The organism is Rhodococcus sp. 14-1411-2a (assembly GCF_002259485.1).
Taxonomy (GTDB): Bacteria; Actinomycetota; Actinomycetes; order Mycobacteriales; family Mycobacteriaceae; genus Rhodococcoides.
In genome coordinates this window covers 155,712-178,068 of the sequence record NZ_NPGA01000012.1, presented here as the reverse complement: position 1 = coordinate 178,068, position 22,357 = coordinate 155,712, and the positions used below count along the sequence as shown (strand labels likewise).

General features: G+C 63.9%; 26 protein-coding genes. 13 read left to right on the top strand and 13 right to left on the bottom strand.

Annotated features, from left to right (window positions below; translation table 11 throughout):
• Positions 1-48: 48 nt before the first annotated feature.
• The gene (locus tag CH291_RS10390) at positions 49-1,254 is read left to right on the top strand and encodes an NAD(P)/FAD-dependent oxidoreductase (protein ID WP_094687462.1); all 1,206 of its coding nucleotides are present in this window, start codon (positions 49-51) and stop codon (positions 1,252-1,254) included.
• Positions 1,188-1,883 carry an Rv2732c family membrane protein gene (locus CH291_RS27485; RefSeq protein WP_441347263.1) on the top strand — a complete coding sequence of 232 codons (696 nt, stop codon included), beginning with the start codon at positions 1,188-1,190 and terminating at the stop codon, positions 1,881-1,883. The genes CH291_RS10390 and CH291_RS27485 overlap by 67 nt, the downstream gene beginning before the upstream one ends.
• On the opposite strand, the gene CH291_RS10380 is transcribed toward CH291_RS27485, so the two are convergent.
• Entirely contained in the window at positions 1,813-2,076 is a 264-nt protein-coding gene (locus tag CH291_RS10380; protein WP_011331580.1) for a metal-sensitive transcriptional regulator, read from the bottom strand. The two genes, CH291_RS27485 and CH291_RS10380, sit on opposite strands and share 71 nt — an antisense overlap.
• Before the next feature lie 115 nt (positions 2,077-2,191).
• Positions 2,192-4,372, bottom strand: coding sequence for an MMPL family transporter (locus CH291_RS10375; protein WP_094687395.1), 2,181 nt, complete (start codon positions 4,370-4,372; stop codon positions 2,192-2,194).
• Between the two features lie 135 nt (positions 4,373-4,507).
• On the opposite strand from CH291_RS10375, the gene CH291_RS10370 reads away from it, so the two are divergent.
• The 4 genes from CH291_RS10370 to CH291_RS10355 all read left to right on the top strand — a co-directional run bounded on the left by CH291_RS10370 (position 4,508) and on the right by CH291_RS10355 (position 6,609).
• The gene (locus tag CH291_RS10370) at positions 4,508-4,744 is read left to right on the top strand and encodes a YgaP family membrane protein (protein WP_094687394.1); all 237 of its coding nucleotides are present in this window, start codon (positions 4,508-4,510) and stop codon (positions 4,742-4,744) included.
• Positions 4,741-5,364, top strand: coding sequence for a class I SAM-dependent methyltransferase (locus CH291_RS10365; protein WP_094687393.1), 624 nt, complete (start codon positions 4,741-4,743; stop codon positions 5,362-5,364). Before CH291_RS10370 ends, CH291_RS10365 begins: the two co-directional genes overlap by 4 nt.
• Before the next feature lie 200 nt (positions 5,365-5,564).
• Positions 5,565-6,194, top strand: a complete 630-nt coding sequence (locus CH291_RS10360; protein ID WP_256980797.1) for a DUF3558 domain-containing protein — start codon at positions 5,565-5,567, stop codon at positions 6,192-6,194.
• A gap of 28 nt (positions 6,195-6,222) precedes the next feature.
• Positions 6,223-6,609: a hypothetical protein gene (locus CH291_RS10355; RefSeq protein WP_094687461.1), complete on the top strand. Its 387-nt coding sequence runs from the start codon at positions 6,223-6,225 to the stop codon at positions 6,607-6,609.
• A 45-nt stretch (positions 6,610-6,654) separates the two neighbouring features.
• On the opposite strand, the gene CH291_RS10350 is transcribed toward CH291_RS10355, so the two are convergent.
• Positions 6,655-7,482 (bottom strand): SDR family oxidoreductase, encoded by an 828-nt coding sequence (locus CH291_RS10350; RefSeq protein WP_094638475.1) that lies wholly within the window; start codon positions 7,480-7,482, stop codon positions 6,655-6,657.
• A 168-nt stretch (positions 7,483-7,650) separates the two neighbouring features.
• Positions 7,651-8,208 carry a helix-turn-helix domain-containing protein gene (locus CH291_RS10345; RefSeq protein WP_068045319.1) on the bottom strand — a complete coding sequence of 186 codons (558 nt, stop codon included), beginning with the start codon at positions 8,206-8,208 and terminating at the stop codon, positions 7,651-7,653.
• 66 nt (positions 8,209-8,274) lie between these two features.
• Here CH291_RS10345 and CH291_RS10340 point away from each other — a divergent pair, with 66 nt between their 5' ends.
• Genes CH291_RS10340 through CH291_RS10330 form a run of 3 tightly spaced genes read left to right on the top strand, consistent with a single transcriptional unit; the run spans position 8,275 to position 10,061 of the window.
• On the top strand, positions 8,275-8,973 hold the full coding sequence (locus tag CH291_RS10340; protein WP_094687391.1) for an AzlC family ABC transporter permease: 699 nt from the start codon (positions 8,275-8,277) through the stop codon (positions 8,971-8,973).
• Positions 8,970-9,281: an AzlD domain-containing protein gene (locus CH291_RS10335; RefSeq protein WP_068282078.1), complete on the top strand. Its 312-nt coding sequence runs from the start codon at positions 8,970-8,972 to the stop codon at positions 9,279-9,281. Before CH291_RS10340 ends, CH291_RS10335 begins: the two co-directional genes overlap by 4 nt.
• Before the next feature lie 18 nt (positions 9,282-9,299).
• Positions 9,300-10,061, top strand: coding sequence for an IclR family transcriptional regulator (locus CH291_RS10330; protein ID WP_094687460.1), 762 nt, complete (start codon positions 9,300-9,302; stop codon positions 10,059-10,061).
• Here CH291_RS10330 and CH291_RS10325 read toward each other — a convergent pair.
• The 3 genes from CH291_RS10325 to CH291_RS10315 are packed head-to-tail and all read right to left on the bottom strand — an operon-like array spanning position 10,035 to position 14,787.
• The gene (locus CH291_RS10325; protein ID WP_094687459.1) at positions 10,035-11,180 is read right to left on the bottom strand and encodes an aromatic ring-hydroxylating oxygenase subunit alpha; all 1,146 of its coding nucleotides are present in this window, start codon (positions 11,178-11,180) and stop codon (positions 10,035-10,037) included. The two genes, CH291_RS10330 and CH291_RS10325, sit on opposite strands and share 27 nt — an antisense overlap.
• Complete coding sequence (gene solA, locus CH291_RS10320; RefSeq protein ID WP_094687390.1) at positions 11,177-12,316, bottom strand: N-methyl-L-tryptophan oxidase; 1,140 nt, start codon at positions 12,314-12,316, stop codon at positions 11,177-11,179. The genes CH291_RS10325 and solA overlap by 4 nt, the downstream gene beginning before the upstream one ends.
• A 38-nt stretch (positions 12,317-12,354) precedes the next feature.
• Positions 12,355-14,787 (bottom strand): GcvT family protein, encoded by a 2,433-nt coding sequence (locus tag CH291_RS10315; protein ID WP_094687389.1) that lies wholly within the window; start codon positions 14,785-14,787, stop codon positions 12,355-12,357.
• Positions 14,788-14,964: 177 nt separating this feature from the next.
• On the opposite strand from CH291_RS10315, the gene CH291_RS10310 reads away from it, so the two are divergent.
• The 3 genes from CH291_RS10310 (at position 14,965) to CH291_RS10300 (ending at position 17,626) form a co-directional block, all read left to right on the top strand.
• Entirely contained in the window at positions 14,965-15,300 is a 336-nt protein-coding gene (locus CH291_RS10310; RefSeq protein ID WP_197477884.1) for a bifunctional 3-phenylpropionate/cinnamic acid dioxygenase ferredoxin subunit, read from the top strand.
• Complete coding sequence (locus tag CH291_RS10305) at positions 15,297-16,442, top strand: NAD(P)/FAD-dependent oxidoreductase (RefSeq protein ID WP_179276504.1); 1,146 nt, start codon at positions 15,297-15,299, stop codon at positions 16,440-16,442. The genes CH291_RS10310 and CH291_RS10305 overlap by 4 nt, the downstream gene beginning before the upstream one ends.
• A gap of 164 nt (positions 16,443-16,606) precedes the next feature.
• The gene (locus CH291_RS10300; protein ID WP_176460232.1) at positions 16,607-17,626 is read left to right on the top strand and encodes a DUF5914 domain-containing protein; all 1,020 of its coding nucleotides are present in this window, start codon (positions 16,607-16,609) and stop codon (positions 17,624-17,626) included.
• On the opposite strand, the gene CH291_RS10295 is transcribed toward CH291_RS10300, so the two are convergent.
• Both CH291_RS10295 and CH291_RS10290 read right to left on the bottom strand, forming a co-directional pair.
• Positions 17,596-18,090: an SRPBCC family protein gene (locus CH291_RS10295; protein WP_068045342.1), complete on the bottom strand. Its 495-nt coding sequence runs from the start codon at positions 18,088-18,090 to the stop codon at positions 17,596-17,598. The genes CH291_RS10300 and CH291_RS10295 overlap by 31 nt on opposite strands.
• Positions 18,087-18,431, bottom strand: a complete 345-nt coding sequence (locus tag CH291_RS10290; protein WP_094687388.1) for an ArsR/SmtB family transcription factor — start codon at positions 18,429-18,431, stop codon at positions 18,087-18,089. The genes CH291_RS10295 and CH291_RS10290 overlap by 4 nt, the downstream gene beginning before the upstream one ends.
• A gap of 229 nt (positions 18,432-18,660) precedes the next feature.
• Between CH291_RS10290 and CH291_RS10285 the strand changes: the two genes are divergently transcribed.
• Entirely contained in the window at positions 18,661-19,110 is a 450-nt protein-coding gene (locus CH291_RS10285) for an Hsp20/alpha crystallin family protein (protein WP_094687457.1), read from the top strand.
• 293 nt (positions 19,111-19,403) lie between these two features.
• On the opposite strand, the gene CH291_RS10280 is transcribed toward CH291_RS10285, so the two are convergent.
• The 4 genes from CH291_RS10280 to CH291_RS10265 are packed head-to-tail and all read right to left on the bottom strand — an operon-like array spanning position 19,404 to position 22,349.
• Positions 19,404-19,859: a GNAT family N-acetyltransferase gene (locus CH291_RS10280; RefSeq protein ID WP_094687456.1), complete on the bottom strand. Its 456-nt coding sequence runs from the start codon at positions 19,857-19,859 to the stop codon at positions 19,404-19,406.
• Positions 19,860-19,867: 8 nt separating this feature from the next.
• The gene (locus tag CH291_RS10275; RefSeq protein ID WP_094687387.1) at positions 19,868-21,385 is read right to left on the bottom strand and encodes an NAD(P)/FAD-dependent oxidoreductase; all 1,518 of its coding nucleotides are present in this window, start codon (positions 21,383-21,385) and stop codon (positions 19,868-19,870) included.
• Positions 21,382-22,119: a class I SAM-dependent methyltransferase gene (locus CH291_RS10270; protein WP_094638467.1), complete on the bottom strand. Its 738-nt coding sequence runs from the start codon at positions 22,117-22,119 to the stop codon at positions 21,382-21,384. The genes CH291_RS10275 and CH291_RS10270 overlap by 4 nt, the downstream gene beginning before the upstream one ends.
• On the bottom strand, positions 22,116-22,349 hold the full coding sequence (locus CH291_RS10265; protein ID WP_094687386.1) for an RNA-binding S4 domain-containing protein: 234 nt from the start codon (positions 22,347-22,349) through the stop codon (positions 22,116-22,118). Before CH291_RS10265 ends, CH291_RS10270 begins: the two co-directional genes overlap by 4 nt.
• Between the last annotated feature and the right edge of the window lie 8 nt (positions 22,350-22,357).

Below are 22,357 nucleotides of genomic sequence, written 5' to 3'. Positions count from 1 at the left end.
CGAATCGAGAACGCGCTCACCGAGCTCGTGTCGCTACAGGAGGACCACATGTCCGCGCACACCATCGACCACGAAGTCGCCATCATCGGCGGGGGCAATGCCGGTCTCTCTCTCGCGGCACGTCTGCGGCGCGCAGGAATGACCGACATCGGCATCATCGAGCCGGCCGAGACCCACTACTACCAACCCCTGTGGACTCTCGTCGGTGGTGGCCGCGCCCCGGCCGCGGAAAGTGCGCGCAGCGAGGCGTCGGTGATGCCGCAGGGCGTCGGCTGGATCAAGGATCGAGCCGAGGGAGTCGACCCCGATGCCCAGACGGTCAGCACCTCCTCGGGAACCACCGTGCACTACGACCACCTGGTGGTGTGCCCCGGTATCCAGCTCGACTGGGACTCCGTGCCCGGCATGGCCGAATCGATCGACACCCCGCAGGTCTCTAGCAACTATCGCTACGACCTCGCACCCAAGACGTGGCAGATGATCCAGAAGATGCGCTCGGGCACCGCCGTGTTCACGATGCCTTCCGGCCCCATCAAATGCGCGGGTGCCCCACAGAAGATCGCGTACCTTGCGGCCGACTACTGGCGCGAGCAGGGCGTGCTCGACGCCATCCGGGTTGTCCTCGTCCTGCCCACACCCGGAATGTTCGGAGTGCCGGTCTTCGCCGAGGAGCTCGAGCGGGTGGTAGCGCGCTACGGTATCGAGGTGCGCAAGAACAGTGAGGTCACCGCCGTCGATCCCGACGGCCGATCGGTGACGATCACCGACAATGCCGCGGGAGTGAGCGAAGAGCTACCCTACGATCTCCTCCACGTCGTACCGCGGCAATCAGCACCGGACTGGATCAAGGCCAGCCCCATAGCGGACCCCGAGAATCCGGCCGGATACGTACAGATCGACAAGAACACTCTGCGGCACAGTCGATTCGACAACATCTTCGCGCTCGGTGATGCCGGATCCTCGCCGAACTCCAAGACCGGTGCCGCGATTCGCAAGCAGGCACCCGTAGTCGCCGAGAACCTGCAGGCGAGCATCGCCGGCCGTCCGCTGACCGCGCAGTACGGTGGCTATGCCTCCTGCCCCTTGACGACGTCTCGGAACACGATGCTTCTGGCCGAATTCGACTACACGATGCAGCCCGCACCCTCTATTCCGTTCATCGACACCACCCACGAACGCCGCGACATGTGGTTCCTGAAAAGGCGCGGCCTGCCGGCGTTGTATTGGAACGCCATCCTCACCGGCCGAGCGTGAGCTGCCGAAAACCGAGGAGTCACAGCGTCGACGGCGAGCTGAGCACGTACCGCTCGTTGTTCGACGCCATAGAACGACGGGTGCTGCCCGAGGTCGAGTTCGGCAGAAGCACGCCGATCCTCGTCGCCGCGATCGCGACCGCGATCCTGGGGTTCGTGCTACCCCACACCGGTTCAGCGCATGGATATGACGTCTTGCTACGCACACCACGCGCCGAAAACGAGTCTGCGGGAGTTCTACCCACTCTGTTCGTCGTCTTCAGCGTCACGTTCACGGTCACAGTGGCCGCGGCTGCGCGCGCAGTACGGCGGTTCCAATGGGCAGGATTGGCATTGGCTGGGAACGGAGTAACCACGGTCTTCGCCGTACTGGCAATCTGGTCGCGCCAATCGCTGACGCCCGATGCGGAGTTCGCGGGCCCATCCATCGGAATGTACTTGGGTTGTGCGGCGGCTGTTGTCCACGGCTTTGTGGGCCCGTGCGGTTTTCACCCATCCACACGGGCCCCTCGGAGCACCCTCGCACCGCTGACGCGGGGTCGGCGGACCGTCGCGAACTTCAGGCGAGGGCGAGAAACAGCTTCTCGAGTTCCGCTTCGCTCATCTTCTCGCCTGTCTCCGCTCCCGTGATGCACTCACGGAGTCCGGTGGCAACGATCTTGAAGCCTGCCCGGTCGAGAGCCTTCGACACCGCGGCCAGCTGGGTGACGACATCCTTGCAGTCACGACCGCTCTCGATCATGGCGATCACCCCTGCAAGCTGACCCTGCGCACGCCGCAGACGGTTCAATACCAATGCGATGCTTTCGGTGTCACCGGTCATGTCGTTCAGTCCTTCGTTCGATGAAACTCCAGTTTACCCCTAGGGGTAAGAGTGGTCGTGGTGGCCGAAGCCGTACGGCCTCGGCCACCACCGTGTTGCTCTGGATCGGTGACACTCAGCTGTGCGAGAAGCCGATCTTGGGGAGTACCGCACGCAACCACGCGGGTGACCACCATGCGGCGTGGCCGGTCAAGCGCAACAACACCGGCAGCAGAACCAAGCGGATGAGAATCGCGTCCAGCAATACGGCGACACCCAGAATGATTCCCATCTCCTTGGGTGGCAGTGGTTCGGCGAGCGCGAACGAGAAGAACACCGCGATCATCACCGCTGCCGCCGCGAAGATCACCCGACCCGAATGCGCCATTCCGTCGACCTGAGAACCGTGCGGATCACCGGTGTTCTCGTAGTGTTCCTTGACGCTCGACAGCAGAAACACCGTGTAGTCCATCGCGATTGCGAAGATCATCGCGAAGAAGAACACCGGGCCCCAACCGTTCAGGAATCCCTGCGGCGTGAATCCGAGCAGCGACGAGCCGTGACCGTCCTGGAAGATCAACTTCGCCACACCGAATGCCGCTCCGGTGGACAGCAGGCTGACCACGGTCCCCAACAGAGCGATCAGCGGTGCCTGCAGCGCGATCAGCAGCAGCAGGAATCCGAGCACGAGGATCACCGACACCACGATCGGCAGATACTCGTTCAACGCTGTCTGCAGGTCCAGGTTCTCCGCGGGTGCACCGCCGACGATCGCTCCCTCGGGCAGCTCGGCGCGCAAGGCGTCGAGTGTGGTCTCGAGTGCGGGGTCCGACGGGTCCACGTTCGGGATGGCCTGCAGCATGACGAAGTCGGATCCGTCCATGGCGGGCATGGGCGGCGTCACCATCGATACGCCGTCGACGCTCGCTGCGATCTGCGCGGTCTGCTCCGCCTCCGATGTGGGGGCGATGATCTGCAGCATGCCTGGTGCACCTTCGCCCATCTGTGCCTGCACCAGTTCGTAGCCCTGCCGGACCGGAGCGTCCTCGGGCACAACCGAAATGGACGGCATGGCGACCTTCAGACCCAGAGCCGGAATCGACAGCGCCACCAGAATCAACATCGAGCCGATGGCGAACGGCCACGGATGCTTGTGCAGCAACTGACCCCAGGACGCGAATTTCGGCGAACGGTGCACCTGACGCTTCGCGTACGGGAGGGAGCCGGCATTGACCTTGGCTCCGAGCTTGCCCAGAACTGCGGGGAGCAGTGTGAGGGTGGCCGCGAGCACGAACACCACCGCGAGCATGATGCCCACGGCCATCGTGCGTACCGCAGGTGCCGGTACGAGAAGCACGGCAGACAAGCTGATCAGCACGGTCAGACCGGACAGCAGGACTGCTTTGCCTGCCGTGTCCATCGTTTCTGCCACTGCACGCTGCGGGTCGATCCGTCCGGCGTCGATGGTCTTTCGGAGCGCATCCCGGAATCGAACGACGAGGAAGAGCGCGTAGTCGATACCGAGCGCCAGCGCGAACATCATCGCAAAGTTCATTGCCCACACCGAGATCGGTGTGATTTCGTTCAGCAGAACCAAGCCACCCGCGGATGCGACCAGACCGGCCAGCGTCAACAGCAGGGGCAGGCCTGCCGCGACGAGCGATCCGAACGCGAGCACCATGATCGCCAATGTGACGGGCCAGGAGATGATCTCGGCCTTGATCATCGCGTCGTGGTTGGCCTTGTTGAAGTCACTCCACAGCGCCGATGCTCCGGTCGGGTAGACCTCGATCGAGTCCGTGGAGGCTGCGGTCAAGTCGCCCTTGAGATCGTCGACGGCCTTCACCATCTCGTCGGTCGTCCCGTTCGCTCCACCGATGAGGATTCCGGTGTGCCCGTCGGGACTGATCGACATCCCCGGTTGCGGGGGGATCACCTCGGAAATCCGCGAGTCAGCGGCCAGAATGTCGGTGACCTCGGAAATGACCGCCGCAACAGCGGGATCCGTCACCTGCTCGGTGTCCGAGTGCACGACCACCTGTATCGCGGCAGAAGAGTTCCCGCCGAAGTGCTCCTGTGCGAGTTCGCGAACCTGGACCGACTCCGATCCGTTGGATTGCCAACCGGCACCGGCGAGAGAGCCAAACACCGACGGGGCAAACGCTCCCAATCCGATGATGACCACGAGCCACGCGGTGACCACCCACTTGAAATTGCCTGCCATGCGCGCACCGAAGCGCGCCAACGGCCCCCCGGTGATCCCTGGCGGCGAGCTGTCTGCAGAACTCTCGTCGGTTCGAACGTCCGTAGAACTCACTGTGTGTCCTTAAAGGTCGGGGGCGGTGCCCGAACGGTAGCACGGTACCCCCGGGGGTATCAATGACACCCGAACTTGTACCCCCTAGGGTATACATGAACAACACCGTTCACCCAGAGAATCGAGCATCTCCTCATGTCATGTGCTGCAGGATCCGTCCGCCCGAGTATCGATCGCGCAGTACCGGCACTGGGAGGCACCGTGGTGCTCGCGAGCCTCGCGCTCACCCGACTACACGACCGTCGATGGCAAGCACTGACGGCGTTCGTCGGCGGAAACCTCGTGTTCTACTCGGCGGTGGGATGGTGTCCGGCGAGTCTTGTGATGCGACGATTGGGCATGGAGCAATCGACACCGTGCGCGAAGCCATGAATCGACGACATGACAGGTGGCAGCGATACTGGGACAAACAGTCGGTCCACTACGACAAGCACATGAACTTTCTCGACCGCGTTCTGTTTCGAGACACCCGATCCTGGATTTGCTCTCGAGCCACCGGCGAGGTGCTCGAGATCGCGGTGGGAACCGGCCTCAACCTCGATCACTACCCGGAGCGGACGGCCTTGACCGGGATCGAACTGAGCCCGGACATGCTGGCGCGCGGTCGAACTCGTGCAGAGTCGGTGATGCCCGATGCCAATCTGATGCTCGGCAATGCGCATGGACTGGAGTTCCCCGACGCATCGTTCGACACCGTCGTCTGCACCTTCTCCCTGTGCGCGATCCCCTCACCCGACGTCGCTCTCGCGGAGATGACACGAGTGCTGCGGCCCGGCGGAACCCTTCTGCTGGCCGACCACGTACCCTCGTCCTTGCGGGTCGTTCGATGGCTCCAGCGCCTGGTCGAACTGGTGAGCATCCCCGTGGGCGGTGAGCATTTCCTGCGACGCCCCTCTCTCGCACTTGTCGGCGACGACACCTTCGCCGTCGAGGACATCGAAAGATTCAACCTCGGACTCGTGGAGCGTCTGCAAGCGCGAAAGCGACTGTGACACAGCCTGACACGGATCATGGAGTCGAATCGTCGGTGGCATCCGTTCGATCATGCAGCCACTGAGGCTGTCTCACCGACGCCGCACAGTGACGCACCTACGATGGCGGCCCATCGGGCGATCGCGCTCGATGGCCGCCGATCTACGCCCCTCGTGGGAATCCGCACCCCCTGAACGCGGTGCGAATCCCCACGAGGTGCGTGAATTCGACCGTCTCGGGAACCGGACGAGGCGCAACTGCGTCCAAGAACATAGGTGTTCTCGAGGAATGGATGACAGCGATGCACAGGGCACGTCGATGGCTCCCGGCAATGGCGATACTTCTGCTGCTCACAGGCTGTGCAAGCGCTACAGGGGACGACGCGACTCCGACCGCGGCCAGCACCACCATCGCAGCACCCACAGAGCCATGGGATCCCTGCACCATCCCCGACGAGGCCATCGAGCGAGCGGGACTGAACGCCGAGACCAAGGAATCGGGGATATTCGGACGCGATCAAAATGGATTCAAGATCTGCGGCTGGGAGAACCAGCCACCGGCGACCAAATACTACTTCTCGATATTCGTGGGGTTGAAAGGTCTCGACTACATAGGCGATGCGACCACCTTCGACCGACTCCTGCCGACTCGAGTGGGAACGCGGGACGCCACCCAGTACCAGCAGGTCGGTGCCGATGCATCTCTGAATTGCGCCCTTGCCTTCACGGTTGGAGCCGAATTGATCATGACGACGCTGAACACGAGCGCACTGGCCGATTCCCTGCAGTACGACCCATGCACAGAACTCAATGAACTCGTAGTCCGGCTCGATCCGGAGCTCCCGGGCTAGAAGTGTTGAAATGAAGGGTGCCGAAACCGTGACCGATTCGCAGCCGGACCTGATTGCGTACTGGCGAGATCTCAATGCCCAAGCCGACGACGGCACTGTCACCATTCCCGCCGACGTTGCCGCGAAATGCGATGCGGCCTGTGCTGCCTACCTTGCGCACCTCGACAAAATGAAAATTGACGCGACGAAGCTGAGCATGACGACATCCTGGGGCGACCTCAAGTCCGCTCAGGATCTGCAGGCAAAGTTTCTCAGCCTGGCCACCGGCACAGATCGCTCTCTCGACATCATTCTTCAGCAGCACATCGACGTCATCGAATCGATGCGGATGCTTTTCCGTCGCTACTTTCAAGAGACGTCCGACACCGATGAGCGAACGTCGGCAGACATCACTGCGCTGACTCCGGAGAACTGATCGACCGCACCGCAACGCGAAAGGGGTGGCTCCAACCGGACCTGGTCAGCCTCCGTGTGCCTCGACGGCCACGGGCTGCCATTCGCGCCAGCTCGCGAGTCGCGATTCGTAGTCCTTCGTCGCGATCTCCAGCGGAGCCTCGCCGAAAAACACTCGCAACGGCGGCTTCTCGGCGTCGACGACCTTCAGCAGAGCCGACCGCGTTGCACTCGGATCACCGGGAGTCGCCTGCCGGGCGCTGCGCAGCTTCGTGGCTTTGTCCCGAACCGGGTCGTATGCGGCGATGTCGGTGGACTTCTTCGCAGACGGGCCGGACCAGTCGGTGGAGAATCCGCCCGGCTCGATCAGCGTGACGTGAATGCCGAAGTCTTCGACCTCCTGCGCCAGTGCCTGGCTGAATCCTTCCAGGGCCCATTTGGAGGCGTGGTACGCACCGACGTTCGGGAACGCGGAAATGCCGCCGATGGACGACACCTGCAGAATGTGGCCGCTGCCCTGCGCACGCATGAACGGCAGTGCGGCCTGGGTCACCCACAGCGCACCGAAGACGTTGGTCTCGATCTGCGCGCGGGCGTCCTCTTCGGACAGTTCCTCGATCATGCCGAACTGGCCGTAGCCGGCGTTGTTGATCACGATGTCGAGTGAGCCGAACGTCTCGTGAGCCTGCTGCACGGCCGCGAAGTCGGCCGCCCGGTCGTTCACGTCGAGTTCGATCGGCAGAATCGCGTCCCCGTACTGCTCGACGAGATCCTTCAGCGTGTCGGTGTTGCGAGCCGTTGCTGCCACCCGGTCTCCGCGTTCGAGGGCCGCGATGGCCCACTCGCGTCCGAATCCCTTGGATGTGCCGGTGATGAACCACGTCTTCGGTGCCATGAATCCTGTCCCTCTCCATGTGCGGACAAAAGTAGGGACGACGTCCGCTGCAAACGCCTCTCGGCGAGTGGTCGCTCGAAGCGACAAATGGGGTGAGGCCCGGGGCTTGCCAAGCGAACGCCGTCGAAAGAGTCCAACGAGGCATGCCCGCCGACTATTCCCCCTACGTCAGCTGTGTTCGGTGATCATCACTGCCATGGTGTTCGGCTCGAGGGCCTCGAAGATGTGCGGCACGTCGCCGGGGTAGGCAACGTAGTCGCCCGGCACCAGTTCGACGGCCTCCCCCATCGGGCCCACCATCGCCCGTCCCGCGCTGAGCACCACATGCTCGACGACATTCGGCGAGTGTGGGTCCGAGCGCCTCGGTTCACCGACGTCGGCGCTGATCAGATAGATGTCCCGCCGAGCGTTCGGTGGAGACGACGCCAACAGCGTCGCCGTGTAGTCCGCCCTGTCCGACGCGAATCTTGGACCCTCCCCCGCACGAATCAGGCGGACCGACTGCTTCGCGGGCTCGACCAACCTGGAGAACGGCACGTCGAGGGTAACGCTGAGCGCCCAGAGAGTTTCGAGGCTCGGGTTCCCGGTACCCGATTCGAGCTGCGACAGAGTCGATTTCGCGATCCCTGCACGACGCGCAACTTCTGCGAGCGAAAGTCCCACGCGCCGCCGTTCCTGCTGGAGAGCGGCAGCTATTGCCGCGATCGGTGGACCGGTATCCGCCATTCGTTCACTCCATCGGTACGTTCGTTTGATTTGACGAACAGCCTAACATCATCCACTATAACGACCATGCGTTCGACATGGCGAACCCTTCCCGGGGTCAACATCCGCGACATCGCGTTGGTCTGCCTGGCCGACGCTCTGGTCGGGGCATCGTTCGGTGCCATCTCGGTGGCAGCGGGTCTGCCCCTGTGGCTGCCGGTCGTGATGTCACTGGTGGTCTTCGCCGGGTCGTCCCAATTCATTTTCGTCGGCATTCTGGCGGCAGGCGGCAATCCCGTTGCCGCTGTCGCCAGCGCGTTGCTCGCCAACATCCGACTGGTTCCGCTCGGCTTCTCCATCGGTGAGGTGTTTCGCAACGTCTCTCCGTTGAAGCGACTAATCGGAACTCACCTCATCACCGACGAGGCAGTGGCCTTCAGCGTTGCCGAAAAGGACGAGGGCAGCCGTCGAACAGCGTTCTGGCTGTGCGGGATCGGACTGTTCGTCACCTGGAACATCGGCGTCGTGATCGGCACGCTCGGCGGCGGTGCGATCACCGATACCGCCGCACTCGGTCTCGATGCCGCATTCCCTGCGATCCTGCTGGGACTGATCATGCCCGCGCTCCGAGACCGGGCCACCCGCAACGCAGCCCTCGTCGGAGCATGCATTGCGCTCGTCGCCTCGATGTTCCTGCCCAGCGGACTACCCGTGCTCTTGGCACTGGTCGCCGTCGTACCGGTCATGCTCTCCAATACTCCTGTTGCACAGAAGGAATCCGCATGAACCTCACGATTCCCCTGCTCGCACTGGTCATCGGCACCTACGCGCTCCGCATCGCCGGTCCGGCACTGAGAACCCGAGTCGCCATCTCACCCCGGATCGACAAGGCGATGACCACTGCCGTCGCCGTCATCTTCGTGGCACTGGTCGCCACATCGACCCTCCTCGTGGGCAAGGACTTCGCCGGATTCGCGTTGCCCGCAGGAGTCGCCGTTGCCGCCGTACTTGCCTGGCGACGAGCGCCGTTCGTCGTCATCGTTCTCGCCGCGGCTGCCACCACTGCGGGACTTCGATGGGTCGGCGTCAGCTGAGTCTGCAAGACTGGGGTGGTGTCCGAGTCCCCTGTCCAGTCCGTCGACCGTGCGATCGAGGTGCTCGAATACCTGGCCGACCACGGCGAATCCGGGGTTCAAGACGTTGCGGCGCACCTCGAGGTCCACAAGTCCACGGCCTTTCGCCTGCTCAGCGCACTGGAATTTCGCCGACTCGTCGAGCAACCCGGCGAGCGCGGCAAGTATCGCCTGGGTATCGGCCTGATCCGCCTCGCCACATCCGTATCCGCTCAACTCGACATCACCCGCATTGCCAGGCCGATCCTGCAGGAACTCGCCGATTCGATCGGCGAGACCGTCAATATTGCTGTGCCCGACGGAAACGTCACGGTCAACATCGATCAGGTGCGGGGCGGCTCGTCGATCATCAGTCACAACTGGCTCGGCGAAAGGTCGGCTCTGCACGCGACGTCGAGCGGGAAAGCCCTGATGGCGTACGACGACTCGCTCCTCAAAGCCGGCGTCGACGGTCATCTCGAACTGTTCACCGCGAACACCATCACCACCAAGGCCGATCTGCTCGACGAGATCGAGACGGTCCGTGCCACCGGGATCGCCTACGCCCGTGAAGAGTTGGAGATCGGACTCAACGCGACAGCAGCCACCATCATCAGCTACGACGGTTCCGCAGTGGGCGCGATCACCGTCTCGGGTCCCGCCTATCGACTGGACGAGGACCGCCTCTCGGCGGCAGGGGTATCCGTTCTCGCTGCTGCGCAGCGCGTCTCGACGCTACTGGGTTGGTCCGGCCACGCGTGATCCGACCCAGTCGTGGAACACCCTGATGTGATGCTCGGCCGGCACCAGCACCCCGCCGTTGCGATACATCCGTGACGACATCGCCGGCTGACACCGCTCGCAGGCCTCGAAATCCTGCTCGTTGACGCGATGGAACAGCTCCACCGACTTGTCCATTGTTGCCGCATTGGTCGGATCGGCGACCACACCGGGCGCATACAGCCAATCGCATTCGACGACCGTCCGATCCGCAGACATCGGGAACATCCGATGGATGATGACGTGATCGGGAACCAGGTTGACGAATACCGTCGGCCTGATCGTGATCGCGTAGTAGCGGCGATCACGGTCCTCGCCCACCCCGTCCAGGGCAGCGAACCCGTGGGAGCCGTCGACGGTGAATCCGGCTATGTCGCTGCCGAACTCGGCCCCGTGGCCCACGTACGTCTGCGCGGCCATGCCGTCGGCGAACTCCGGCAGCACCTCGGTGAGCTCGGGGTGAATCGTCGCGCAGTGATAGCACTCCATGAAGTTCTCGACGATGAGCTTCCAGTTGGCCTTGACGTCGTAGACGATCCGACGCCCGAGGGCGAGTGATTCCATGTCGTACGAATCGATGGCACCCACACCCCCGAGCCGTTCGCGAACGTCGCCCTGCACCGTCTCCTCGAAGGACGGAGCCTCCTCGGCCACGCACACCCAGACGTACCCGAGCCATTCGCGGACGTGCACCTTACGGAGCCCGTACTCCACCCGATCGATCATCGGCATGTCGATCAGGTTCGGAGCTGCGATCAGTTTCCCGTCGAGGTCGTACGTCCATGCGTGATAGGGGCATTGGAAGTTTCGACGCACCGTTCCCGACTCCTCGGTGCACAGTGTCGCGCCGCGATGACGGCAGATGTTGAAGAACGCGGTCACACCGCCCTTTCGATTGCGACTGATCAGAACCGACTCTCGCCCGATTTGAACCGTCCGGAAGTTGCCCGGCTCGACGATGTCGTCCGACCTGATGGCACAGAACCACATCTGCTCGAATATCCGATCCTGCTCGCGGACGAAATATGCAGGATCGACGTAGGTGTCACCTCCCAGCGTCGGAACCAGAGTCGGCTGTAGTTCGGGATCGACCATGGTCATGCCGACACCGCGCATCTCGCCGGGTCGAACAGCGCGATCGGGTGCTTCGTCTCGCCGTCGATCGCGAGGTCCGCGAGGACTTCTCCGATCACCGGAACGAACTTGAAGCCGTGCCCCGAGAACCCGCACGCCACCGTCACATTCGCGTGGTCCGGGTGCTTGGCGACAACGAAGTGCTCGTCGGGTGTCGTGGTGTACATGCACGTCCTGGCGTCCAGGTGTGGCCCGGACAGCGCCGGAAACGTGGTGACGATGCGCTGCTGCAGTCGTGCGATCTCCTCGGGATGCACTGTGCGATCGATGGTGTCGGGATCGCACGGCGTTCCGGCGCGGAAGAACGAGATCTTCACGCCGCCGCCCTCCCCGTCGATGGCCGGAAAGCCGTAGATCTGATCCGGCCCGTCGCCACAGATGTAGACCGGGTGGTGCGAACTGTCGAACGGTGCTTCACCGGACTCCGGGGTGATCCAGTGCATCACCTGCCGTTCGACCACCATCGGTACGCCGATCTCGGCCAGCAGCTTCGGTGCCCACGCTCCCGGTGAGATGACCAGTGCACCAGCGGTGTACGTGCCGGCGACCGTCGTGACGGTCACCGAGGAGTCGGTGGATTCCCAACCGAGCACCTTCTCGTCGTATCGCAGTTCGGCACCCGCAGCCTCGGCCAGATCGAGATGCGCGGCGACCGTCGTCTCCGGTCGCGCGATTCCCGCCTTCTCCTCGAAGAGGGCGAACTCGTCGGGCTGCAGCCGTACCGTCGGGAAGCGCCGCTGCGCCTCGGTGGGGTCGAGAACATCGTGCTTCAGACCCCACTTCTCCGAGGCACGCAGGCTACCGCCGAACGTGAGCCCGTCCGGCCTTCCCACATAGAGGCCTCCGGTTTCGGTGAACACGTCCCGTCCACTGTCCGAGGCGAGGTCGTGCCACAGTTCGTACGCGCGCAGGAGCAGCGGTACGTAGGCCGGGTCCTCGAAGTACGACTGCCGGTAGATGCGGGAGCCACCGTGACTCGATCCCAGCGCATGCGCGGGACCGAACTGGTCGATTCCCAGCACCCGCTGTCCGCGTCGGGCGAGGTGACAGGCGGCGGCACTGCCCATTCCACCGATACCGAGGACAATCACGTCGTACGTCATATCTCTCCTAGGTCGTTCCTGCGGGCTCCACTCCTGTCTCAACATCTGATCTTGTTCATGTCGGGATCCACCAGCGGTTCGGCCATGACCGTCGCGGGTAGTAGGTCACGGAAGTACTGCACTGCAACGTGATCGCCGGGTTGCAGCCCTGCCGGTAGCCAGGCGTAGGCCACCGTCTTGCCGATCGTGTAGCCGTAGGCGGCACTGGTGACGTAGCCAGCCACGGTACCGTCGATCAAGACCGGTTCCTTGCCCATCACCACGTGCGACGGGTCGTCCAACGTCAGGCAGGTCAACACCGGACCGCCGCGTTCTTCCTGCAGTGCCGAGGCTCCGATGAAGTCGCCCTTTGCTTTTCGCACCGCAAACCCGAGCCCCGCCTGATACGGATCGTGTTCGGTCGTCATGTCGGTACCCCACGACCGGTAGCCCTTCTCGAGCCGGAGGCTGTTGAACGCACTCCGTCCCGCGGCCACGACGCCGTGCGCCTGCCCGGCCTCCCACAGCGTGTCCCACAGGCGCAGTGCGGTATCGGCGTCGGTGTAGAGCTCCCAGCCGAGCTCGCCCACATAGGACAGTCGCAGCGCCAGGACGTCGACTCCGCCCACAGCGATCGCTCTGCCGTTGAAATACTTCAGACCCGAATGCGAGATGTCGGCCGAGGTGAGGGGTGCCAGCACCTCTCGGGCCAGCGGCCCCCACAGTCCGATACAGGCTGTCGCACCGGTGATATCGCGAACGTAGACATCGCTCCCGGCATGGCGGAGCATCCAGTCCTCGTCGAGCGGGCCGTTCACTCCCACCTGGAAACGATCCACGGCCACCCGCGCCACCGTCACGTCGCTCCGGACTCCGCCGGTCGCGTCGAGCATCAGGGCATAGGTGACGCTGCCGACCTTCTTGTCCAGCTGGTTGGTCGTCAACTTCTGCAGCAGCGCGAGTGCACCGGGTCCGCCGACCTCGAGGCGTCGTAGCGGCGTCATGTCGTACATCGCGACGGCTTCACGAGTGCGCCAGGCCTCGACAGCGCTGACCGGCGACCAGAACTGCGCCGACCACGGCTCGCGCTTGGGTGCCTGCCACTGCTCCGGAAGTTGTTCGAGCAGAACACTGTTCGATTCGTACCAGTGCGGCCGCTCCCAGCCGGCACCGTCGAGAAACATCGCGCCGAGTTCCTGCTGGCGGCCGTAGAACGGACTCACTCGCAGTGGTCGTGGTTCCACCTTCGGCTGAAGCGGGTGAATGATGTCGTAGACCTCGACGAAGTTCTGCGCGCTCGTCCGCGCGACGTTGGACGGCACCAGGTCGGTCTTCTCGAATCGGTACAGATCGCACTCGTGCATGTCGATCTCGCTATGGCCGGTGATCATCTGCTCGGCAAGCGATTTCGCCACGCCGGCAGAATGCGTCACCCAGATCGCCTCGGATACCCACAGTCCCTGGACATCTCGAGATTCGCCGACGATCGGCGCTCCATCCGGGGTGAAGGAGAAGATGCCGTTGAACGCGTGTTCTACCTTCGCTCCTCCGAGCGTGGGAATCAGCTCGGTACTGCGCTGCCAGGCGTCGGCGAAATCGGCCTCGGTGAAGGGCATCGACGACGGCATAATCTCGGCGGTCACGTTCTCGCTCGATCCGAGGTCGCGCGAATCGACGGGCATCGGCCGATGGTGGTACGAGCCGATGCCGAGATGGTCGCCGTGCTCGCGGTAGTACAACCGCTCGTCCTGATGCCGGAGGATGGGCAGCGTGGCCTCGGTTCCGGCTCGACGCGAGGGCAGGTCCAGTGCCGTGGTGTGTGCGTACTGATGCGCCAGCGGCTGCAGGGGTACCTGCATGCCGAGGAGGTCACCGAGCTCCGGCCCCCAGAACCCGGCACAGCAGACCACGATGTCGGCCTCGAACGTGTGCTCGCCCGCACGCACGGCCGTGACTCGGCCGTTGCTCTGGTCTATCGACGTGACCTCCATGCCGCCGATGAAGCGCGCGCCGAGGGCGGTGGCTCGCTCGGCCTGCGTCGCGCCGGCCTTGACGGCCTTGGCCAGCCCGTCGTCGGGGGTGTGCAGGCCGGCGAGTATGCGGCTGCGATCGAGCAGGGGGTAGAGCTCGAGGCATCGCTCGGCGTCCACCACTTCCGACGTCAGTCCCCAGGACGACGCGAAGCCGTGGCGTCGATGCAGCTCATCGACGCGCTCCGGCGTCGTGGCCACTTCCAGTCCGCCGACGTCGAGGAAGCAGCCGAGCTCCTTGAACTTCGACGCCGTGTAGGCCGCGAATCGCGACATCGATCGGGAGGAGTTGGTGGCGAACACCAGGCCCGGCGCATGCGAGGTGGAACCGCCGGTGAACGGGAGCGGGCCCTTGTCCAGGACTGTCACGTCGGTCCAGCCGCGCGCGGTGAGTTCGTCGGCGAGGCTGCAGCCGACGATTCCGGCACCGACGATCACAACCCTCGGGATGCTCGAGGACATGACACGCTCCTAGGGGGTGTACGTCGAGTTGATTTAGTTGCACAATACGAACTGCACTTCGTATAGCGCAACAGATTCACACGATCGAAACTCGAGCGTTCCATCGCCGCAACGGGGCGATCTCACGCTGGGTACAACACGAGCACTGCACACCCTCAGGTCCCCGGAGGCCCGACCATGACCGCAACGTTCTCCACCCGCGTCCTGCTCGACGTCGGTCGCGCCGAGGATCTCCCCGACGGCGAGGCCTTACGCGTCACCCCGGCCGGAGCACCGCCGATCGCGATCTTCAACGTCGAGGGTGAGTTCTTCGCCATCGACGACACCTGCACCCACCAGGACGCCTCGCTGTCCGAAGGCTGGGTCGAAGGCTGCGCCGTCGAATGCCCCTTGCACACAGCATGTTTCGATCTCCGCACCGGTGCGGCACTCGGCGCACCCGCCAAGGTTCCCGTGCGAACGCACGCCGTACACGTCGAGGACGGGGTCATCCGCATCGCGGTCACCCCGTGAAATCGGTGACGGTGGTCGGTGCCTCACTCGCCGGAGTCGCCGCGGCCAGGGCCCTGCGTGATCAGGGTTTCGACGGTCGCATCACGATGATCGGCGACGAGGTGTACCGGCCGTACGACCGTCCCCCGTTGTCCAAGGCTTTTCTGCTCGGCGACGAATCTGCCGTACCGCTGGACGTCGACGATCTCGATGTCCACTGGCAACTCGGATGTGCGGCGACGGGCCTATCGGGAACGACGGTCTCCACCGTCTCCGGCGATGTGACGTCGGATGCCGTGGTGATCGCGACGGGTGCATCCGCCATCCGCCTGCCGGGAACCATCGGCGTCGACGGGATTCACGTGCTCCGCAGCTTGGACGATGCGCTGGCTCTGCGGAGTTCGTTGGTGCCCGGAGTTCGGGTCACGGTGGTCGGAGCCGGGTTCATCGGCAGCGAAGTAGCCTCCACTGCAGTGGGACTGGGTGCGTCGGTGACAGTCGTCGAGGCCTCGAAGGCTCCGCTTGCCCGCGTGTTCGGTAGTGAGCTGGGCTCACTGATCGCCGGGTGGCATCGAAACGCCGGTGCGGCACTACTGACCGGAGTATCGGTGGCCGGATTCGTCGTCGAGGCGGGCCGGGTGCGTGCGGTGGAATTGGCGGACGGCACGACGATAGAGTCCGACGTGGTCGTGCTCGGAGTGGGCTCAGTGCCCAACGTCGGCTGGCTCGATGGGTCCGAACTGGAGATCTGCGGCGGGGTGGTGACCGATCAGCGCGGCATCACCTCGAACCCGGCTGTGCTTGCCGTCGGCGACTGCGCTGCGGTGCGAGATGCCGCGGGGGTGATTCGACGCGACGAACACTGGACCTCCGCCGCCACCCGACCGGCCGTCGCCGTCGAAGCGCTCCTCACCGGTGGGTCCAAGAGATTCACCGGACTGCCCTACGTGTGGTCGGACCAATACGCCGCACGAATCCAATTCGCCGGACACCACGAACCCCACTGCGTCGCCGAAATCGTCGAGGGCGACCCCGCCACCGGACCCTTCGTCGCTCTCTACCGACAAGACAATCACCCGGTCGCCGTACTCGCAGTGTCCTCGCCCCGATCATTCGGCAAATGGCGTCGCCAAGTGGTCGATACCGCGAACCTGGTGACCTGAGCATCCACACTTCCCCTCCGCCGACACCCTCCCGCAACCGCTCCCCGAGTCCACTCGATGTGACATTGACCCCCGAAAAGGCCACCAGATGTCACATTGAGTACCCACGAACGGGAACAATGGTGAAAGAACACGGGAATCGATTGTCGACTTTGGGAGCAACAATGACCGCGCTGGATGCAGTACGACGACGTTGGCCGAAGACGATGCCGTTGCAGCCGCTGCCGTCGGAGTCGTGGGCCAAGCAGGAGCCCACCTGGAAGGGCGCGAATCCGCAGGTCATCGAGTCTGCTTTGAAGCGGGCGAAGACGCGGACCTCGGGCAATTGGTTCGTGTTCGCTGCCAGTCGCGACGTCAAGGCCGACAAGCCGTTCGGCCGCTACGTGGGCACCACCGAACTGGTCGCGTGGCGTGACTCGGCAGGCAAGGTGCACATCGGGCCGGGCGCATGTCCGCATCTCGGTGCCGCGTTGGACACCGCGAAGATCGAATGCGACACGTTGGTCTGCCGCTGGCACGGTCTTGCGCTCGGGCCGAAGGGCAAGCCCGGTTGGCGTCCGGTTCCCGCATTCGACGACGGGGTTCTGGTGTGGGTTCGTCTCGACGAGCTCGGCGGAGAGGAGCCGACGCCTGTCCCCGTGGTCCCGATCCGCCCGCCGGCCTCGACTGCCATCGCCGGAGTGGTCACCCTCGTCGGCAAGTGCGAGCCCGACGACATCATCGCCAATCGACTCGACCCCTGGCACGGTGCGTGGTTCCACCCGTACTCGTTCGCGAGACTGAAGGTCGTCAGCGCGCCCACCGACATCGATGTGCCCGACGAGGACGACCGCTTCCTCGTCGACGTGACCTTCCGTGTCAGCCGGGGCGTCGGAGTTCCGGTGCGGGCCGAGTTCGTCTGTCCCGGTCCCCGCACCATCGTCATGCGCATTCTCGACGGCGAAGGAGCGGGCAGCGTCGTCGAAACGCATGCGACGCCGCTCGCTCCCGCAGCCGACGGCACACCGCGCACCGCCGTCATCGAGGCCACGATCGCCAGCTCGGATCGTCCGGGATTCCAGATGGCACGCAAGGCATCCGGTCTGTTGCGGCCGGCGATGAACTTCACTGCTGCACGGCTGTGGAAGGACGACCTCGACTACGCCGAGCGACGCTACGAGTTGCGGTCGCAGGGCCGCGCCTGACCCTCGACGAACTCGGCGAGTTGTGCGATGACGGTGCCCCAGCCGTCGTGGAAGCCATACTCCTCGTGCATCTTTCGATCTTCTTCGTTGCGGTGCATCACGTGGGCGTGGTACTCGGTTCCATCGGGGTGGTCGGAGAGGGTGATCACCGCGGTCATGAACAACTGCGGTGCCGGCCGCCAACCCTCGACGAGCGAGTTGGTGAATACGATGCGCTCACCGTCGTCGACGGCGAGAAAGCAGCCGTCCATGTGTGGCTCGTAGGCACCGCCGGATTCACTGATCAGTGTGCGGAATGCTCCCCCGGGCTTCGGATCCCAGGCATCGACACGACACAGTGCTGGTGCGGGAATCCACCACTTCTCGAACTTCGACGGGTCCGTCCACGCACTCCACACTGCTGCTCGTGGAGCCCTGATGACGCGGGAGATGGTCAAGTCCGTAGCAGGATCGATCGATGTCATTGCGGTTCACTTTCATTCGAGGTCGTGGTGACGAAGTCTTCGAGGCGATCCGTCCGGGATTCCCAGACGGCGCGTTGTTCCTGCAGCCAGTGACCGGCTGCATCCAGATTGGTTCGCTCGATCGTGCACGCACGTACGCGGCCCACCTTGCGCGTGCGAATCCAGCCACTGCGCTCGAGCAGGTGAATGTGTTTCATGAACGACGGGAGAGTCATGTCGAACGGTTCGGCGAGCTCGCCCACCGTGGCCGGTCCGGATCCCAACCTGCTCAACACTGCCCGCCGGGTCGGGTCGGCCAGTGCCTGAAATACATCGTCGAGAACGGTCGAATACTGAGCCATAAGGCACACTATCGCTCTCGCAATACTTAGCGCAAGGGCTAAGTGTTTGAACGAGCTCGTGCGATCGCGACGCCCACTGCGGCACAGCACTATTGGATCTGAAAAATTTCTGAGAACCTTCGAAATCCCTCTTGGCACTCCAGGGGTGAGAGTGCTAATTTCTGTTCTGCACAGTTGAGGAGCGACTCACCACAGGGGTGAGTGCATCTGGGTACAGGAGGTGGTTGCTGTGCTTCGTTTCGATCCGTTCCGTGATGTCGATTCCCTCACCTCGGCCATGCTGGGTGCCTCTTCCGGTTCGGACCGCGCCCCGCGATTCATGCCGATGGACCTCTACAAAGTCGACGACCACTACGTGCTCAGTGCCGATCTGCCCGGCGTCGACCCCGGATCGATCGATGTCGACGTCGATCGCGGTACGTTGACGCTCACCGCTCACCGATCCGCCCCGGAAAGCACTGGCGTGCAGTGGATCACCTCGGAGCGATTCGCCGGCACGTTCCGTCGCCAGGTCTCGCTGGGCGACGGCGTCGATACCGAGCGCATCTCTGCGTCGTACGACAACGGCGTTCTGTCGATCACGATTCCCCTCGCAGAACGTGCGAAGCCGCGCAAGGTCAACATCGCACATGGCGAGATTGCCGGCGAGCAGAAGTCCATCGCTCACGAATCGACCTGATCCGAGAACACACCGGCATCCCAGACCCTCCGGCGAAGAGATCACGAAAACCATTGGGGTGATGCACTATGCAGTCCGAGGCGGTGGTGTGGACAGAATCGACCGACCGTGAGCGCTGGTGGCGCACGGTTGTGGGCGTGGAGACGAGCATGAGGGAATGCTCGACGGCGGATGCGCTCGATCAGTGTCGAGCCGTACCTCTCGACGACGATCTCTACCCGCACACACAGCACGCAGCCTGACGAGAAGGGCCGGCACTTACGACTCGGTGCCGGCCCTTCTCATCGGAACGTCTACAGGGACAACGAAAAGAACGCACTCGATGGATCCACCACGTAGTCCGCGAACGGCGGACACTCGACGAATCCGTGTCGCACATACAATCTGCGGGCGGCGGTGAAGTAGTCCTGAGTTCCCGTCTCCAGGCTCACCCTGACGTAGCCCCGTTCTCGAGCCTGGTCCAATACGAAGCCGAGCAGCCGCGATGCCACACCCTGTCCCCGCGCTACCGCCGAGGTGCGCATCGACTTCAGCTCACCATGATCGGGTGAAAGCTTCTTCAAAGCAACGATTCCCAGCAGTGCATCTGCCTCCCAGGCGGTCCAGACGGTAACGCCAGGCCCACGCAGACCCGACAGATCGAGGGCGTGCACACTCTCGGCAGGCGAGGTGGCGTGCATGTCCTCGAGATGCTCGGTGAGTAGCGCGTGCACGTCCGGACGCGACAGATCGTCGAACTCGATCCGCATGTCCGAAGTCACCTGTTCATGAGTCTCTCGATGGCGTCGAACATCTTGAATCGTCCACTGGTCGGCACTGTTTCGATGTCGTGTCCGGTGATGCCCCAGCTCGCCAACAGTGTGTTCGCGGCCTGCAGCCCTGTGGTGGCCGCGCGTTCCATCAGCGCCACCGGCAGATCGATACGAATGCCGTCACCCGCAAGTACCAGAGCAGGCTCCGGAGTGCGGACGGTCGGCCGCTCGGCGAACGCGCCGAGGCCGAACATGGGGCAATCGTCGCGCCACTCGGATCGCTCGGCGATCACCTCTGCATCAGCGGTTTCCGGATAGATCTGGTGCATCCGATCCATCAGCTGCGCCCGTGTGACCTCTTCGGATTCCTCGGCGGCATACGCGTGCAGTTCGACGACGGAGCCGCCGGTGCGGGCAGCCCACTGCGCCGCTTCGTCCTCGAAGCGTTCGAGGACACTGATGTTGTCGATCGGGGGCATGCCTCCGGTGCCGATGAAGGCGGGACGGTCGGCGTTGACGGCCTTGCTCAACCACACGCGGTGCACCAGGAACGGCGGTGTGTTCTGCAGGGCTGCAACCTGTTTGCGCCAATCGGGCGTACCGAGCTCGGATGACTGCTCGAGCACACGCTGCAATCCGGCGATGTCGGTGGCGAGAACCACCGCGTCGGCGTCGATGATGCCGCCCGCGTCGACGCGGAACTTTCGCAGGCCGCCGCGGGTGATCTCACCGCACGGTGTGGAGGTTCTGATGTCGACTCCGAGTCCGGTGAGGTACTCCCCCAGCGGGTCCCACAGCGCCTGTGGATACGGGTCACGGGGAACGTCGAAGATCAGGCCCTCGGACGAGCCGAGGAAGTAGATGTGGAACATCATCGCCAGCTCGGCAGCAGACATCTTCTCGGGATCGGCGAAGAAGCTGCGGGAGAACACACCGAAGGCCAGGTGCCGTGCTGCCTCGGGAAAGTTGATGTTGCGCAGGAACTCTGCGGCCGGAGTGGTGTCCAGGTCGTCGAAGGTCTTCGGCACACTCACCGTCATCAGCGGCAGGGCGGCGATGCCGTTGAGGTCGGTGAGGTCCTTCCACCGGAACGTCGGACTGCGCTTGACGAACGCGAACGCGTTGAGTGGTGGAGTGTCGGGTAACCCTTTGAAGCCGTCGATCCGGCCGTCGCCGTCGATCAGCGGGTAGTCGTCGACCGGACGCAACCGAGACAACCCTGGATCTGTGCGACGCAACAGGTTTCGCAGGTTGTAGTACTGCCGGAAGAACGCATGGAAGCCGCGGCTCATGGTCGCGGGCGAGCCGTCCTCCAGCGTCGTGTCCCACCCGCCGACGCGGCCACCGAGGTAGCTCTCGCGCTCGACCAGGTGCACCTTCACACCACGCTCGGCCAGTGCTGTCGCGGCGCTCAGGCCTGCGATACCGCCGCCGACCACCACCACGTGCGGGACATCAGCCAGCTGACCGGCATCCGAATATCCCTGCGCGGCAGCATGGGTGACCTTCTTGGAGTCGGTCAACGCTCTTCCTCCCTGGGACGAGAGCCGAGGAACGTGTGCACCACACCGTTCTGCCACCCGGTCATCGTTTCTCTCGCGACGCCGGTGTAGCCCGCACGCTGCATCCGTCGCATGAAGGCCGACGCGCCGTCGAAGGTCACGACGCTGCGCCACAGGTGTCGGTACAGGGTGGCGTCGCGTGTCGCGAGCCAGCCGAGCGGAATGATGATGCCCCAGCTCACCACGTTCCAGGAGATCCTGGCGCGGAGCGAATCGTGTACCGAGTACTCGTGGAACGCGATGGTCGAGCCCGGACGCAGCAGCGCCAGAAGCGATTTCAGCTCGGTGTCGGGTTCGTCGACATTCCGGATGAGGTATGCAGCCAGGATCGCGTCGAACGGACCGTCGACCCCGTTCACGGCCAGATCCTCGACTCGTGAGTGCACGAACGTCACGTTCGAAGGCCAGTCCTTGCTCCGAGCGACCTCGAGCATTTCGGCGGATGCGTCGGCGGCGACGATCTCTGCGTGCGGGGCGGCTTCGAGCAACGCGGCAGTGGATGCACCGGTACCGCAACCGATGTCGAGCAAGCGCAGGCCGGCACCGAGATCGGGGATCCGCAGCCGCTTGGCCGACTTGAGCAGGTGCTCGTGGTAACCGGGGTTCGCTCCGACAAGTCGGTCGTACGCCTTCGCGCCGACGTCGAATGCCCCGGGAACTTCGTTTCGCGGCAGTCCGCTCTTTCCGACCTTCACAGTGCCTCTTCCTTGCTCACGCGGGCCGAGGGCCCATCCTGGACCGATACGACATCACCGTGCTGCAACTGCCGTCCGCGCCGCACATCCACGTCCCCGTTGACGCTCACCAAACCGTCGGAGATGACGCCCTTGGCCTCGGCACCGGATTCGATGAGGTTGGCGAGCTTGAGGAACTGACCCAGCCTGATCGATTCGTCGCGAATGGGGACATCGTGTGCGTCGGACATGTCTCCAT

Bases quoted from the DNA above. Each gene is read 5' to 3' on its own strand.
- CH291_RS10390 (WP_094687462.1), top strand. From the start codon at position 49: ATGTCCGCGCACACCATCGACCACGAAGTCGCCATCATCGGCGGGGGC.
- CH291_RS10380 (WP_011331580.1), bottom strand. From the start codon at position 2,076: ATGACCGGTGACACCGAAAGCATCGCATTGGTATTGAACCGTCTGCGG.
- CH291_RS10370 (WP_094687394.1), top strand. From the start codon at position 4,508: ATGTCATGTGCTGCAGGATCCGTCCGCCCGAGTATCGATCGCGCAGTA.
- CH291_RS10365 (WP_094687393.1), top strand. From the start codon at position 4,741: ATGAATCGACGACATGACAGGTGGCAGCGATACTGGGACAAACAGTCG.
- CH291_RS10350 (WP_094638475.1), bottom strand. From the start codon at position 7,482: ATGGCACCGAAGACGTGGTTCATCACCGGCACATCCAAGGGATTCGGA.
- CH291_RS10345 (WP_068045319.1), bottom strand. From the start codon at position 8,208: ATGGCGGATACCGGTCCACCGATCGCGGCAATAGCTGCCGCTCTCCAG.
- CH291_RS10340 (WP_094687391.1), top strand. From the start codon at position 8,275: ATGCGTTCGACATGGCGAACCCTTCCCGGGGTCAACATCCGCGACATC.
- CH291_RS10335 (WP_068282078.1), top strand. From the start codon at position 8,970: ATGAACCTCACGATTCCCCTGCTCGCACTGGTCATCGGCACCTACGCG.
- CH291_RS10325 (WP_094687459.1), bottom strand. From the start codon at position 11,180: ATGACCATGGTCGATCCCGAACTACAGCCGACTCTGGTTCCGACGCTG.
- solA (WP_094687390.1), bottom strand. From the start codon at position 12,316: ATGACGTACGACGTGATTGTCCTCGGTATCGGTGGAATGGGCAGTGCC.
- CH291_RS10315 (WP_094687389.1), bottom strand. From the start codon at position 14,787: ATGTCCTCGAGCATCCCGAGGGTTGTGATCGTCGGTGCCGGAATCGTC.
- CH291_RS10310 (WP_197477884.1), top strand. From the start codon at position 14,965: ATGACCGCAACGTTCTCCACCCGCGTCCTGCTCGACGTCGGTCGCGCC.
- CH291_RS10300 (WP_176460232.1), top strand. From the start codon at position 16,607: ATGACCGCGCTGGATGCAGTACGACGACGTTGGCCGAAGACGATGCCG.
- CH291_RS10295 (WP_068045342.1), bottom strand. From the start codon at position 18,090: ATGACATCGATCGATCCTGCTACGGACTTGACCATCTCCCGCGTCATC.
- CH291_RS10290 (WP_094687388.1), bottom strand. From the start codon at position 18,431: ATGGCTCAGTATTCGACCGTTCTCGACGATGTATTTCAGGCACTGGCC.
- CH291_RS10280 (WP_094687456.1), bottom strand. From the start codon at position 19,859: ATGCGGATCGAGTTCGACGATCTGTCGCGTCCGGACGTGCACGCGCTA.
- CH291_RS10265 (WP_094687386.1), bottom strand. From the start codon at position 22,349: ATGTCCGACGCACACGATGTCCCCATTCGCGACGAATCGATCAGGCTG.